Below are 15,110 nucleotides of genomic sequence, written 5' to 3'. Positions count from 1 at the left end.
ATAGGAAGACCTTAAATAAAAAGTTATTTTAAAATTGCGATCTTGTATTCACCTATACTTTACTAATTATGACGCCTTGTGTTCAAGCCTTAATTTATCTGCAACCATTGCGATAAACTCTGAATTAGTTGGTTTTGCTTTTGTCATGCTTACTGTGTAGCCAAACAGAGATGAGATCGATTCAATGTTTCCACGGCTCCAAGCTACTTCAATAGCGTGACGAATCGCGCGTTCAACACGTGACGCAGTTGTGTTATATTTCTTAGCAATATCAGGATAAAGAACCTTTGTAATCGATCCTAATAATTCTATATCATTGTATACCATTGAGATCGCTTCACGTAGGTATAGGTAGCCTTTAATATGAGCAGGAACACCAATCTCATGAATGATGCTTGTAATGCTGGCATCAAGATTTTTCCCTTTAGCTGGCACTTCAACACTATTTCTGAAGCTTCCATTTGCTCGTTTAATAATTGGTGCTGCATTGCCACTTACTTGACGGATATGGCTCGCAAGTCCTTCCATATCAAATGGTTTTAAAATAAAGTATGCTGCCCCAAGGTCAACAGCTTTTTTCGTAACATCTTCTTGGCCAAATGCTGTAAGCATGATAACGTTTGGCTGTGGTCGATCTAATTGTCTTATTTTTTCTAAAACACCAAGACCATCCAAGTGAGGCATAATAATATCTAAAACCAATACATCTGGTTCTTTTTCTTTTAGCATATTTAAACATTCTTGACCATTGTAAGCTACACCTAAAACCTCTATGTCCTCTTGACTTGATAAATATTCCTCTAATAAACCTACAAGTTCACGATTATCATCAACTATACACACTTTAATTTTTTTCACTAATACTTCCTCCTCAGTCTAAGTTCCGTTATGTTCATTAGTTTATTTACTAGTACATAAATCATTTCGACATGAGCACAGAATTTCCTTTATTTTTTCTAAAAAACTTTAAAAAAATGAGAAAAATAAGGTTTTCCTTCAAAATACTCTGTTTTTCGACCACATACGCCATTTGACATTTGCGAAGCAATTCGTTTTGTCGAAAAATCTTTCTCTTCTTATATTTTACATAATGGTTTCTTAAATGAAAAGAAAAAAATAAAAAAACTGCCAAGAAATGAAATTTCTTGGCAGTTTTTTTAGCTAACTTTTTGTTTATTTTCATAAATATCGATACCAGCTTCATTTAACATCCATTCAATATGAACACCATAACCACTAGTTGGATCATTCACAAATACATGTGTGACCGCTCCGATTACTTTTCCGTTTTGAATAATTGGACTGCCACTCATTCCTTGCACGATCCCACCTGTTTTCTCTAATAAACGCTCATCGGTGATTTTAATGACCATACCCTTCGTTGCAGGGAACTTTTGTGGAACTGAGCTTACAACTTCGACATCGAACTCTTCCACTTCATCATTGGCTACGACCGTTAATATTTTTGCTGGTCCTTCTTTTACTTCACTGGATAACGCAATTGGCATAGCATCATCACTTATGCCATTTTGAATTTTTTGATTTAGCTCCCCAAATATTCCAAAAGCACTATTTCTTGTAATGTTCCCTATAATTTTATGATCACTAGAGAATCTAGCTAGCTTTTCACCAGGGTTACCATTACTTCCTTTTTCAATTGATGTAACAGTTGATCTCACAATTTGACCATTATCAACAACAATTGGTTTTTTTGTATCCATATCTGATATAACATGACCTAATGCACCATATTTCTTTGAGCTTGGATCATAGAAGGTCATTGTCCCAATTCCAGCTGCTGAATCTCGAATATACAGCCCAATTCGATAAGATCGATCATTTTCATCCTTTAAAGGGTACAGCTTTGTTTCAATTTTTTCAGCATCTCTTTTTAAGACAAGATCGAGCGGTTTACCCGTTTTTCCGGCCTCTTCAATGAAAGGTGTTACATCACTCATTTGTTCAATTTTTGTACCGTTAATATTTGTTATGATATCTCCAACTTTAACATTCGCTATTTCACCTGGAGATTTTTTTCCTTCTGCAGTGTTAATTTGATGGTGTCCAACCACCAAGACGCCAAGACTATTTAGTTTTACACCTATAGATTGTCCACCCGGAATCACTTTAAAGTCCGGTAAAACATCTACTCCAACCTTTTTAACAGGAAATCCAGCTAGGTCAAAAACAACTTCTCCTTCACCTGCCTTCTTTCCTTGAACATCTAACGTTTTTCCATCACTATTTTTCTGAACAGTAAATGCTTCTTCAGCATCTTGAGAAGCAGATACAGGAACTGAACTTTGTAATTGTAGTTGCTGTGACTCAAATACCTTTATTTGGGTAGGTATTTGAACGTATTCTCTAACTTCTTCAACAAAACCTAAACTCGTGAATAAAACAAGGAGAATTACACCAATTATTTTTCTCATTTTTTCTGTCTGCAAAAACCTTCACTCTCCTCGCTCCTAACCCACACCATATTGTGTATATGGCTACAGTTTTAATGTAGCCTTTTTGCCTTGGATTTATAACTGTTTTCCACAGAAAAAATGAAGGTTTCTCTAACAGTATTAGCAGATATTAAATATAGAAAGAATGCATATAATAAAAAAAAGAGGCTAAGACAAAACAAAGAGCCAGACACCCTTCGATTCAATCTATTGTCTACAATCAGTGCGTACAAAGAGTTGTTACGAAAGGTACAGGCACTTAGTTAGTCCCCTCCTCTATCTTTAGCTTTTAGATGTGTGAGCTAATGCAAGAAGCTCTTTAGCATGTTCTTTTGTAAGCTCTGTTACTTCAACACCAGCAATCATCCGTCCAATTTCTCTAATTTTTTCATTCTCACCTAAAGGTTTGACAGAAGTCTTTGTTCTACCTGACCTGGTTTCCTTTGCGATATAAAGATGCGTGTCTGCCATCGCAGCGACTTGAGGTAGATGAGTAATACAAAGTACTTGTGATCCATTTGAAACTCGATAAATTTTCTCCGCTATAGCTTGGGCAACTCGTCCACTTACTCCAGTATCCACTTCATCAAATATAATGGACGTTATCCCTTGATGTTGCGAGAAGATACTTTTCATTGCAAGCATAATTCTAGACAGCTCTCCACCAGAAGCTGTTTTACTCAATGATTTTAAGGGCTCACCAGGGTTTGTTGAAATAAAAAACTCTACTTCATCAATGCCACTTGCCGTGTACTTTGTTTCATTTACTGATTTTTGTTTTATGTTAAATTGAACATCAAATCTAGTCTTTTCCATATAAAGCTCTTTTAGTTCCTTGTGTATTTCTTTTGTTAGAACTTCTGCAAAGCTTTTACGTATACTTGTTACATTTTTGGCCTCAACTGCTAAATCTTTAAGAATAGAGTCTAATTCTTTTTGGAGATTATGCAAATGACTGTCTTTGTTTTGAATAGTATCAATTTCTTCTTCAATTTTTGCTGAATAGGCTAATACTTCATCGACTGATTGTCCATATTTTCTCTTAAGATGGTTAATTTCGTTCAAACGACTTTCCAAGAAATTCAATCTTGCCGGATCAAACTCTAATGATTCTAGTTCATTTCTAACTTGATAAGACACATCTTCAAGTAAATAATAGACGTTAGATATCGCCTCAGACAATTCCTTTAATGTATGATTAAGATTTCCTACATTCTCTATATTACTCATAGCATGTCCGACCCAATCTAATCCTTTATGTTCACCATGAAGAGCATTGTAGCCATTTTGTAAGGAATCAAAGATTCTTTCATAATTTGAAATTTGATTTTTTTCTTCCTGTAGAATTTCATCTTCTCGGGGCTGTAGATCTGCACTCTCTATTTCATCTAGTTGAAACTGCAATAAATCTAAGCGGTGAGCCATTTCTTGTTCATTCTCAGTTAATTTATTAATTTTCCTCTGAAGAGTCTCATACCGACCAAACACTTCAAGATAGTCTTCTAAGGCATGTTTGGTTTTCTTCCCACCGTATTGATCCAATAAATGGATATGGTTTTCCTCGTTCATCAACTCTTGATTATCATGTTGTCCGTGAATATCTACTAAATATTGACCAACTTCACGTAAAATGGCTATTGTGACTAATTTTCCATTAATTCTACAAATACTCTTACCAGAAGACGATAAGTCTCGTCTTAAAATAATCATTCCATCACTTACGTCAATCCCAAAATCTTCACATTTTTGATAGACAGGATGGTTATCATCCTCTATTAGAAAAAGACCCTCTAACTCTGCTCGTTTTTCCCCATACCGAACAAATTCAGATGAACCTCTTGCTCCTGCTAATAAATGTATTGCATCAATGATTATTGACTTCCCTGCACCTGTTTCTCCAGTTAATACAGTTAATCCCTTTTCAAATGAAACGGTTAAAGCTTCAATGATGGCAAAATTTTTAATTGATAATTCCGCTAGCAAACAGAATCACACCTCTTATCTTATTTAGTCCACTATCTAATTTAAACATGCAATTACCTTAACTTTCTTACAAATAAAACGCCATAGCTTTTCTCTTTGGTTCTATAAAGGTGGTTGTTATATCGAATACACTTTCTAGAGGCTTATCCGGAAACCTTCTCGTGTATCTCTTGCACTCCCATATTTCTAATCAGGAGTCTTATCCCTCCATAAAAAAGTGAAAAAAGAATCGATACATTGCAAACCCATCCTTTTATTTATATTACCTTAAAGCATGTCTAGAAAACGTTGTGAAATGCTTGATGTGTCATCATTTGTGCGACAAATAATTAATATCGTATCGTCCCCACAAATAGTACCTAACACTTCATCCCAATCTAAATTATCAATAAGCGCTCCAATGGCATTGGCATTACCAGGTAACGTTTTCATAACAAGCATATGACCCGCTGAATCAATTTTAACAAACGCATCCATCAAAGCACGTTTAAGCTTTTGTAAAGGGTTAAAACGTTGATCTGCAGGTAAGCTATATTTATAACGACCATCTATCATAGGGACTTTCACTAAGTGCAACTCTTTAATATCCCTTGAAACCGTTGCCTGTGTAACATTAAACCCCATGTTCTTTAATAAATCAACTAATTCATCTTGTGTTTCTATGTCATTATTTGTAATTATCTCTCTAATTTTTATATGTCTTTGGCCTTTATTCATTTGAAAACACCCCTTTTACATTCCTATTCTGCCGTACTCACTTTGTATGTTTATACCTTTTATCTTATACGAAAACCTTATAAATGTACAGTTTAAGTTAATATCTCCTTCAAATCTTGCATAATTCATTACATACTGTAATTCAACTCGTATAAATATACAGAAAATTCTTATTTAATTATTTGTATAATTATGATGAATTATGTAAATTACCTATTTACATTTTATTTCTCGTTATTTGGTACATTTAATATTATGTAATAGTACGCTCTAAGAAAGGTTAAGTCATACTCTAAAAAGTATTAGTAGGCATGATAATAGAGATAATCTTTTTAACATTAGTTCACGGTTGTTTTTTCAGATAGAATGAATTCATGGAAAATCACTACTTTTAGTCTAACAGTACTAATAGAGAAAACAAAAAACAGGAAAATAGCAAATGCTATTATTCCTGCTTTTGTTTTAGCTTGTTTTCTTTTAGTTGCGAATGCGCCTCATTTACAATTTCTTCAAACGTTCTCTCACATCGGTTTTCACCTTGTTCCGTTTGCTTGTCCCAATACAAATGTAAAAGAAATTCAATATTACCATCTCCACCTGTGATAGGAGAGTAGGATAGATTTTCAATATGGTAGCCTTCATTTAAAACAAATGCCATCATTTCTTTTAGCACATATTCATGGACCTTTGGATCGCGTACAATCCCTTTTTTACCTACTAATTCACGTCCAGCTTCAAACTGTGGTTTCACTAATGCAACAACATTACTATTTGGTACTAGTATAGTCTTCAAGACTGGAAAAATTAATTTTAATGAGATAAAAGAAACATCAATTGATGCAAATTCCGGTAACCCTTGTTGGAAATCAGCAGGTGTAACATAGCGAAAATTCGTTCTTTCCATCACGATAACTCGATCATCCTGTCTTAGTTTCCATGCAAGCTGATTGTAACCAACATCTAATGCGTACGAGAATTTTGCACCATTTTGAAGAGCACAATCAGTAAATCCACCGGTTGATGAACCAATATCAATCATTGTTTTACCCTGCAAGTCGATGTGAAATTCGTTTATCGCTTTTTCAAGCTTTAATCCCCCACGACTAACATATTTAAGACTTTGTCCTTTAATTGTAAGGTGAACATCTCTCGACACTTTTTCTCCTGGTTTATCTAAACGTTCTTCATTGCCATATATTTGTCCAGCCATAATGGCTCTTTTTGCTTTTTCTCTTGTTTCAAATAGTCCATTCTCAACAAGAAGTATATCTAGTCGTTCTTTTTTTGTGTTCATGATCTCATTACCCTTTTTTCTTGGTACGGAAGTAGCTCATTCATTTTTTGCACAACATTTTCTGTGGTCATCCCAATTTCTTCCAACAACTTCGATACACTACCATGTTCTATGAAGCGATCTGGAATACCCATTCTTGAAATTCTGGAAGAAGCTTGGTTTTCTTGCGCAAATTCTAAGACTGCACTTCCAAACCCACCTTGAAGGACCGCTTCCTCGATTGTTAAAATTGGAAGACCTTCAGCAAAAATCTCTTTCAGCATTTTCTCATCCATTGGTTTAATAAATCGTGCGTTTACAACACGAACTGACACTCCCGCCTCTGCAAGTTTACTTGAAGCGTCCATCGCCATCTCAATTGTTGTTCCAAATGTTAAAATGACTGCGTCAGAACCTTCTTTTAAAACTTCCCATGTCCCAATAGGAATTTCTTTTAGTGTCTCATCCATTGGGACACCGATTCCATTTCCACGCGCATAACGAAGAGCAATAGGTCCTTCATTATATTTTAACGCTGTATTTACAAGGTGCTGTCCTTCATTTTCATCTTTCGCCATCATTATGACCATATTAGGTAAATGTCTTAAGAAAGCAATGTCAAAAACTCCTTGATGAGTTTCTCCATCCGCTCCAACTAAACCAGAACGGTCAATTCCTATAAAGACATTTAAATTTTGACGACAAATATCATGTACGACTTGATCATATGCCCTTTGTAAGAAGGTAGAGTAGATTGCTAAGAATGGCTTCATATCTTGTGTTGCTAATCCAGCAGCAACTGTTGCAGCATGTTGTTCGGCAATACCTACATCAAACATACGATCTGGAAATTCTTCAGCAAAGGCTTCTAGTTTCGAACCGACAGGCATTGCAGGTGTAATTGCGACAATTCGCTCATCTTCTCGTGCTAGTTTTCTTACTGTTTCACTAACCACCTTACTCCAAGCAGGCCCAATTGCTTGAGGTTTGACGAAATCACCGGTTTCAATTTTATAAGGTCCTGTACCATGCCAAGTACCGATAGTATCTGTCTCAGCTGGCTGATACCCTTTTCCTTTTTTTGTTATAACATGCAATAAAACAGGACCTGAGGTTTTTTTCGCATATTGAAGGTTTTCAAATAGGTTATCATAGTCATGACCATCGACAGGTCCCAAGTAAGTAAAGCCTAACTCTTCAAAAAACACACCAGACACTAATAAATATTTTAGGCTGTCCTTCACACGCTCAGCTGTAGACGCTAGCTTGCCACCGACAGCTGGAATCTTCTTCAACAAATATTCAAGCTCATCTTTTACCCAATGATATTTTCCAGCTGTACGAAGTCGCCCTAGAATATTATGAAGTGCCCCTACGTTTGGCGCAATAGACATTTCATTATCATTAAGGACAACAATCACGTCCTTTTTTTCATGTCCGATATGATTTAAGGCTTCAAGAGCCATTCCACCTGTTAATGCTCCGTCTCCAATTATCGGAATAACATGTTCTTTGGATTTTTTTAAGTCACGAGCAATTGCCATGCCCATTGCAGCTGATAATGATGTTGAACTATGTCCTGTTTCCCACACATCATGTTCACTCTCACAACGTTTTGGAAACCCACATAGTCCTTCATACTGACGTAATGTATCGAATTGATCAGCTCGTCCAGTTAAAATTTTATGCACATATGATTGATGACCAACATCCCATAAGAATTTGTCTTTAGGGCTATCAAATACTTTGTGTAAGGCGATTGTCAGTTCCACAACACCTAAATTAGGACCAATATGTCCTCCAGTATTTGCAAGCTTTTCAATTAAAAATTGCCTTATTTCGGCGCTTAATTTTTCAAGCTCATTATTCGATAAGTTTTTTAAAAAACTTGGGTCTTTAATGGATAGAAGATCCAAATGGATCACTCACTTTCGATTCAGTTTGATTCTTTGCATAGTGTTGTATTCGGAACTTGTTGTTTTGGTAAAATTCCATATACCGATTTTAACACTCTAAATAGGAAGAGCGCTCTTTTTTCATTTTCCCTTAAAATTTTCGTGTAATGATAATTGGTATTTTCAAATCAAGTACCAATAAAGTTTAAGAAAAAAGCCTAATTTAATTAGGTACGTTTCTTTTATATGTTATTTCTTATTCCCTTATTTTAACTTAAAGCTCGTCGATTTAAAAACAATTTGGGTAATTCATTAGAATATTTAACGTAAGTTATCGAGCAAAGAAAATTTACCATAAAAATGCGCTTATGACAATGTTTTATGTCATACAGTACCATTCCGTTCTCATTCACATTGTTGTTAAACTATAGCTTAATCCACTATAAGCTAATAGATGATCCATTTATAACTAGTTTAATCAATCAGTAGCTTACTTTTACAAGCTGAATTAATATACTGAAAAAACCGTTACCTTTCTGGAACGGTTTCACTTAATTGATGAGCTATTAATGGTCTCGATTAGCAATTAACTCACATATTTCAAGAAGTAACGGAGCTTCTACAGTAAGCTCCTTAATAAATAATTGAGCCTGTGAGATGTGGTCATTTAACTTATCTTTAGCACCTTGCATTGTTAATAACTTTGGATATGTGTTCTTTTCATTAACTGAATCGGACCCAACTGGCTTCCCAATTCTATCTTCAGAACCTTCTATATCTAAAATATCATCTCTAATTTGAAAAGCAATTCCTAAGTGGTAGCCTATCTTCCGTAAGTTTTCAATATCACATTCAGGTGCACCTGCAAGTATCCCACCAGCAAGCAAACTATAAGCAAGAAGTTTAGCTGTTTTATTTTCATGAATATGCTGAAGTTCAAGAAGCGATAATTCTTTTGCTTCTCCTTCCATATCTAAAACTTGGCCACCAACCATTCCTTCTGCACCTGCAGCCTTTACCAATTCTGTTATAAGGCGAAGTTTTTGTTCCGAAGGACAGTATGGGTCATTTACAATGATTGAAAAACTTTCTGTTAATAAGCTATCCCCTGCTAACACTGCTAACGCTTCTCCAAACACTTTATGATTCGTTGGTTTTCCTCGACGAAGATCGTCATCATCCATACATGGCAAGTCATCATGGATTAATGAGTAAGTATGAATCATTTCAATCGCACATGCAGTTGCAAGTCCATCTCGCTCTGGCTTTTTATACGTATGTAACAAAGCAAGGACGAGGACCGGTCGTAATCTCTTTCCACCAGCTTCAAGGGAATAGAGCATCGCGTTTTTCAAAGACTGAGTAGTATTTAGCTTCTGAATAAAAGTAGGAAGAGTTTCTTCAATCACCTGTTTACGTGTCGCTAAGAAATCCTTTAACTGTCCTGTCACGCCTTTTCTTCCTCCTGTAATTCAAAAGGCTTTAACTCCCCATCCTCACGAAGAATAAAATCCATTTGTTTTTCAACATGTTGAAGTTTATCATGACATAGTTTTGAAAGCTTCATTCCTTGCTGAAAATAGTCGATCGCTTTTTCTAAAGGAACATCACCTTCCTCTAATTTACCAACGATTTCTTCAAGCTGCTGCATAGCATGCTCAAAAGTCACTTCTTCATTCACTTGATTTTCTTTACTCATTCATTGATCGCTCCTCTACACCGTGAACTTGACAATCTATTTGCCCATCTTTTAATTGGACCTTTAACACTTCACCAGATTGTACTTGATGAATGCTTTTTATTAATTTTTCATTATGGTAAACAAGACTATAGCCACGATCCATAATTTTTAACGGGCTTAATGCATTAAGTTTATCAATTGTAGCCGAGAATTGCGACTGTTTGTGTGTTAGGACAGCTTTCATTTCTCGATTTAATTTTTTTATTAATGACTGATATTCTTCATTTGCTCGCTCAAATTGAGCTTTTGGTTGAACATTTGACAAACGCTTTGCTAGTTGAGTATGTTCATCTTTTCTCTTTTGAATAACCCTGTTACCCTCTCTTAAGAAGCGATCAACAAGTTGATCTAGTTGTTGCTCCTTTTGCTGATATAACTGCTTAGGATAACGGAATGCATAAGAGGTTTGGTAGTAGGTTAGCTTCTCCTTTTTGGAGGTTACTTTCTCTTGCATGGATCTTTTTAGACGATTTTTACGGTCCATTACTCGATCTATTAACTCCAAAAAGTGAGGTACAGCAAGTTCAGCTGCAGCAGTAGGTGTTGGGGCTCTAAGATCTGCTACAAAATCTGCAATCGTAAAGTCTGTTTCATGACCAACTGCTGAGATAATTGGTACATTTGAGGCGTAAATTTCCCTTGCTACAACCTCTTCGTTAAAAGCCCAAAGCTCTTCAATCGATCCACCACCACGTCCAACAATTAAAACATCTAAAGTCCCTAGTTCATTTGCCTTTTTAATAGCCTTCGCAACAGAGGCACCTGCTTGTACACCTTGCACTAATGCCGGTATTAAGAGAACGTTTGCTAATGGATATCGTCGGTTAATTGTTGTAAGAATATCACGAATCGCCGCTCCTGTTGGAGAAGTAATGACACCTACCTGGTTGGGGTATTTAGGAATAGTTTTTTTATGTATATCGTCAAATAGACCTTCTTTTTGCAATGATTTTTTTAACTCTTCATACGCTAAATATAAGCTTCCGATACCGTCAGGCTGCATTTCTTTTACATAAACCTGGTACCCTCCGCTTTGCTCATAAACAGAGATCTCCCCACGAAGTAAGACCTTCATTCCATTTTCAGGTCTAAATTTTAATGACTTATTTGATTTCGAAAACATGACTGCCTGGATTCTGGCATGTTCATCCTTAAGCGTAAAATACATGTGGCCTCTACTATGAAGATTGAAGTTTGAGATTTCACCTTTTATCCAGATATCAGATAGATGTGGATCCACATCAAATTTACGCTTAATATATTTTGTTAGAGCTGTTACAGTAACGTATTTCACTTCACTCATCAAAAACCACCACCTTCTTAAAATGAGGTATAAACTCCTTTTTTAAAATCCTAGTAAAAAAAACATTAAAACAAAGTGATACATGAACAAAGCTTTAGTAAAGCACCTCTAAAAAAGAACAGAGCTTACTCAAAAACGGTTTAATTCTTGATTAAAGCGCAAGTTGAGTAACCTCTTTCTTGTTCATATTTTTTTATGAGTTAAATCTAAATTTTCACTCTACAATTTTTTCATGTAGCAAACTCTATATTATTCAACTCTGTTAAACGTAGTGTTTCTTTTTCCTTACTAGCATACGCGGTCCGGGAGCTCCTCCGCATACTTCTGTGGGGTCTCCTTGTGACACGCTTCTCCTGCTAAAGTCTTATACCTTCCACTTCAATAATCAACAAAGTGACCTATTATTTAGTAAGTAAAAATTGTTTAGCAGACTGAACAGTATTGTGCGCTAGCATGGTAATCGTCATGGGACCAACACCACCTGGTACAGGTGTAATGTAGCTTGCTACTTCTTTCGCTTCATCGAAAACGACATCACCACATAGTTTTCCTGTATCCAATCGATTGACTCCAACATCAATTACGACAGCACCAGGCTTAATATCCTGTCCTTTTATAAAGTTAGCTCGTCCTACAGCAGCAACTAAAATATCTGCTCCCTTTGTATAAGAGGTTAAATCATCTGTTTTGGAATGACAGTATGTAACCGTCGCATGTTCATTTAGTAATAGCTGCCCCACTGGTTTCCCAACGATATTACTACGTCCAACTACTACAACATTTTTACCTGCTATTTCAACTCCAACTGATTTAATCATCTCAACAATTCCAGCTGGTGTACAAGGTAGAAATGTTTCTTGACCTATCATCATTCTCCCGACATTTATCGGATGGAAACCATCTACATCTTTTAATGGTGAGATTTTCTCGATAACTGCAGTCTCATTAATATGCTCTGGAAGTGGAAGTTGTACTAAAATACCGTGGTATTCATCGTTTTGGTTATAATGTTCGATTATGTCTAATAACTCATTTTCAGAAAAGGATTCAGGAAAATGCTCCAGTTTAAAGCCCACTCCAATTTCCTCTGCTGCCTTTTGTTTTCCTCTAATATATGAGAGTGAAGCAGGGTTGTCACCTACTAATATCACAACTAACTTTGGAAGCACTCCACCCTCTCTAATACGTACTACTTCCTGTGCTAGTTCGCTTCTTTTCTGTGCTGAAAGTTGTTTGCCATCAATGATTGTTGCTGTCATTCTCTATTCCTCCTAAATTCAAATTATTGATCTAATTCTTGTTTGATTTTAGAAAGGACACCGTTGACGAATTTACTAGAATGGTCGTCACCAAATGCTTTAGCTAATTCAACCGCTTCATCTATTGTAACGTTAGAAGGAATTTCTTCTTCGTATTTCAATTCATAGGTCGCTAATCGAAGAATCGCTTTATCAATATTAGCAAGCCTATCCATTGTCCAATTTTTCAAATGGGGTTGTATTAGCTGATCTAGCTCTTGTTCATGCTCAATTGCTCCAAAAACAAGCATATTCATAAAATCATCCTGTTGTTGGTCCTCCAATGCGTGAGTAATTGCTTCATTTGGATCTGTTTGACTAACATTCACTTGAAATAGCGCCTGTAGTGCCTTTTCTCTTGCTGTTCTTCGCTTCATTCTTCACTTGCTCCTTTAATGTTGATAAATGTCGAAAATGTCATAAAGTGATCATACCATATTTAGCTTGTTTAATCATGTTCAAATCGAGATATTTTCAAACAAATCCCGAATGAAAAGGCTTAATATTCTGCTAATATTCGTACTTAACGCTAAGTAGTTATTATTTAATTCGTCACATCATGTGTTCTATTAGTACAAAAATATCATAATCAAAACAAAAAAGAAAACCAAAGGGAGTAACCCTCTGGTTTATCTTTCTTCTTTACAGATCTTTACATTTCTTGATCAATATCAAAATCTTGAGTTTTGGATTCAAATTGAACGCCGACCACATGTATATTCACTTCATTTACTTCTAAAGCTGTCATGTTAAGTAATGCTTGACGAATATTATCTTGAATTTTTTGCGCTACAGTTGGAATTGAAACTCCAAAAATCATAACACAATAAACTTCAATTACAATCCCATCATCATTAAGCTCAACTTTTACGCCTTTTCCATGATTTTTCTTTCCAAGACGTTCTACAACACCTGCAGCGAAATTCCCACGCATTGAAGCAACACCTTCAATTTCTGATGCTGCAATTCCAGCGATTACTTCGATTACCTCTGGTGCTATTTCTACTTTACCTAAACCGTTATTCTCATTCATTTCTAATAAATTATTTGTTTCTTTCAAGGTTCAAGCACCTCCATGTGTTTTATGATTCCATCACCTTATATAATTCAAGGAATTTTGTATTAAAATCCCCACCAACAAATTTCTCATGTTCAAGTAGTTTCAAATGGAATGGAATTGTTGTTGAAATACCCTCAATAACAAATTCACTTAAAGCACGTTTCATTCTTGAAATGGCTTCTTCTCTTGTAGCACCATACGTTATTAATTTTGCAATCATCGAATCATAGTATGGTGGAATTGAATAGCCAGGGTATACTGCTGAGTCTACTCTAACACCAAGACCGCCTGGCGGCAAGTACATCTCGATTTTACCTGGAGAAGGCATGAAATTTTTCTCAGGGTTTTCAGCATTAATCCGACATTCAATTGCCCATCCATTAAACGTAACCTCTTCTTGTGATACAGATAATTCTTCACCCTGAGCTACCTTAATTTGTTCTTTAATTAAATCAATTCCAGTAACCATTTCAGTAACCGGATGCTCTACTTGAATACGAGTGTTCATTTCCATAAAGTAAAACTTCTTGTTCACATGATCGAATATAAATTCTACTGTGCCTGCTCCAGTATATGCAACAGCTTCAGCTGCTTTGACTGCTGCATCTCCCATTTGCTGACGTATATTTTCATCGAGGGCAGGGGATGGTGTTTCTTCTATTAATTTTTGTAATCGTCTCTGGATAGAGCAATCACGTTCACCTAAGTGAATGGTATTCCCATGAGAATCCGCGAGAACCTGAATTTCAACATGACGGAAGTCTTCAATGTATTTCTCAATATATACTCCCGGATTTCCAAAGGCTGTTGCTGCTTCTTGTTGTGTGATCTCAATTCCTTTTACAAGAGCCTGTTCATCAACAGCGACACGAATTCCCTTACCGCCACCACCAGCTGTCGCTTTTATAATAACCGGATAACCCATTTCATCTGCAAGTTTTTTTGCTTGTTCCACATTTTCAATGATACCCTTTGATCCAGGTACAATTGGGACTCCAGCTGCTCTCATTGTTTCTCTAGCAACATCCTTCGTTCCCATTTTTGAGATAGCTTCTGCACTCGGTCCAACAAAGATAATGTTACATTCCTTACAAAGCTCAGCAAAATCAGCATTTTCAGCTAAAAACCCATAACCTGGATGAATCGCATCACTTCCAGTTAATTTAGCTACACTGATGATGTTAGTGAAATTTAAGTAGCTATCTCTTGATAATGTAGGTCCAATACAATATGCTTCATCAGCCAGCTGTACATGCAGTGCTTCTCGATCAGCCTCTGAGAATACGGCTACGGTCTCAATATCAAGCTCTTTACACGCTCGAATAATACGTACTGCTATTTCTCCTCGGTTTGCTATTAAAAGTTTCTTTATCATCTTATAAGCTCC

13 protein-coding genes are annotated in these 15,110 nt (G+C 36.0%); all 13 read right to left on the bottom strand.

Going from position 1 to position 15,110, the window contains the following annotated elements:
* Positions 1–66: 66 nt before the first annotated feature.
* The gene (spo0A, locus tag A9C19_RS06865; RefSeq protein ID WP_072579253.1) at positions 67–858 is read right to left on the bottom strand and encodes a sporulation transcription factor Spo0A; all 792 of its coding nucleotides are present in this window, start codon (positions 856–858) and stop codon (positions 67–69) included.
* 299 nt (positions 859–1,157) lie between these two features.
* A complete protein-coding gene (gene spoIVB, locus A9C19_RS06855; RefSeq protein WP_072581777.1) occupies positions 1,158–2,432 on the bottom strand; it encodes a SpoIVB peptidase in 1,275 nt (424 codons plus the stop codon).
* 303 nt (positions 2,433–2,735) lie between these two features.
* A complete protein-coding gene (recN, locus tag A9C19_RS06850) occupies positions 2,736–4,436 on the bottom strand; it encodes a DNA repair protein RecN (protein WP_072579251.1) in 1,701 nt (566 codons plus the stop codon).
* 267 nt (positions 4,437–4,703) lie between these two features.
* A complete protein-coding gene (gene ahrC / locus A9C19_RS06845; RefSeq protein WP_072579250.1) occupies positions 4,704–5,153 on the bottom strand; it encodes a transcriptional regulator AhrC/ArgR in 450 nt (149 codons plus the stop codon).
* A gap of 445 nt (positions 5,154–5,598) precedes the next feature.
* Positions 5,599–6,447 carry a TlyA family RNA methyltransferase gene (locus A9C19_RS06840; RefSeq protein ID WP_072579249.1) on the bottom strand — a complete coding sequence of 283 codons (849 nt, stop codon included), beginning with the start codon at positions 6,445–6,447 and terminating at the stop codon, positions 5,599–5,601.
* A complete protein-coding gene (dxs, locus tag A9C19_RS06835; RefSeq protein WP_072579248.1) occupies positions 6,444–8,342 on the bottom strand; it encodes a 1-deoxy-D-xylulose-5-phosphate synthase in 1,899 nt (632 codons plus the stop codon). Before dxs ends, A9C19_RS06840 begins: the two co-directional genes overlap by 4 nt.
* A 545-nt stretch (positions 8,343–8,887) precedes the next feature.
* Positions 8,888–9,772: a polyprenyl synthetase family protein gene (locus tag A9C19_RS06830; protein ID WP_072579247.1), complete on the bottom strand. Its 885-nt coding sequence runs from the start codon at positions 9,770–9,772 to the stop codon at positions 8,888–8,890.
* Positions 9,769–10,020 carry an exodeoxyribonuclease VII small subunit gene (locus A9C19_RS06825; RefSeq protein ID WP_072579246.1) on the bottom strand — a complete coding sequence of 84 codons (252 nt, stop codon included), beginning with the start codon at positions 10,018–10,020 and terminating at the stop codon, positions 9,769–9,771. Before A9C19_RS06825 ends, A9C19_RS06830 begins: the two co-directional genes overlap by 4 nt.
* The gene (gene xseA, locus A9C19_RS06820) at positions 10,013–11,365 is read right to left on the bottom strand and encodes an exodeoxyribonuclease VII large subunit (protein ID WP_072579245.1); all 1,353 of its coding nucleotides are present in this window, start codon (positions 11,363–11,365) and stop codon (positions 10,013–10,015) included. The genes A9C19_RS06825 and xseA overlap by 8 nt, the downstream gene beginning before the upstream one ends.
* Before the next feature lie 401 nt (positions 11,366–11,766).
* Positions 11,767–12,624, bottom strand: coding sequence for a bifunctional methylenetetrahydrofolate dehydrogenase/methenyltetrahydrofolate cyclohydrolase FolD (gene folD / locus A9C19_RS06815; protein WP_072579244.1), 858 nt, complete (start codon positions 12,622–12,624; stop codon positions 11,767–11,769).
* 23 nt (positions 12,625–12,647) lie between these two features.
* The gene (gene nusB / locus A9C19_RS06810) at positions 12,648–13,040 is read right to left on the bottom strand and encodes a transcription antitermination factor NusB (protein WP_072579243.1); all 393 of its coding nucleotides are present in this window, start codon (positions 13,038–13,040) and stop codon (positions 12,648–12,650) included.
* A gap of 275 nt (positions 13,041–13,315) precedes the next feature.
* Positions 13,316–13,723, bottom strand: a complete 408-nt coding sequence (locus A9C19_RS06805) for an Asp23/Gls24 family envelope stress response protein (protein ID WP_072579242.1) — start codon at positions 13,721–13,723, stop codon at positions 13,316–13,318.
* 22 nt (positions 13,724–13,745) lie between these two features.
* Positions 13,746–15,098, bottom strand: a complete 1,353-nt coding sequence (accC, locus tag A9C19_RS06800; protein WP_072579241.1) for an acetyl-CoA carboxylase biotin carboxylase subunit — start codon at positions 15,096–15,098, stop codon at positions 13,746–13,748.
* Positions 15,099–15,110 lie beyond the last annotated feature (12 nt).

The organism is Bacillus weihaiensis, from assembly GCF_001889165.1.
GTDB lineage: Bacteria > Bacillota > Bacilli > Bacillales > Bacillaceae > Metabacillus > Metabacillus weihaiensis.
This window is presented reverse-complemented; position numbering and strand designations above follow the sequence as displayed.

What these genes read in the sequence shown, in the direction of transcription:
- accC (WP_072579241.1), bottom strand. Translation starts at nt 15,098, where the DNA reads ATGATAAAGAAACTTTTAATAGCAAACCGAGGAGAAATAGCAGTACGT.
- xseA (WP_072579245.1), bottom strand. Translation starts at nt 11,365, where the DNA reads ATGAGTGAAGTGAAATACGTTACTGTAACAGCTCTAACAAAATATATT.
- ahrC (WP_072579250.1), bottom strand. Translation starts at nt 5,153, where the DNA reads ATGAATAAAGGCCAAAGACATATAAAAATTAGAGAGATAATTACAAAT.
- folD (WP_072579244.1), bottom strand. Translation starts at nt 12,624, where the DNA reads ATGACAGCAACAATCATTGATGGCAAACAACTTTCAGCACAGAAAAGA.
- spoIVB (WP_072581777.1), bottom strand. Translation starts at nt 2,432, where the DNA reads ATGAGAAAAATAATTGGTGTAATTCTCCTTGTTTTATTCACGAGTTTA.
- A9C19_RS06840 (WP_072579249.1), bottom strand. Translation starts at nt 6,447, where the DNA reads ATGAACACAAAAAAAGAACGACTAGATATACTTCTTGTTGAGAATGGA.
- A9C19_RS06825 (WP_072579246.1), bottom strand. Translation starts at nt 10,020, where the DNA reads ATGAGTAAAGAAAATCAAGTGAATGAAGAAGTGACTTTTGAGCATGCT.
- nusB (WP_072579243.1), bottom strand. Translation starts at nt 13,040, where the DNA reads ATGAAGCGAAGAACAGCAAGAGAAAAGGCACTACAGGCGCTATTTCAA.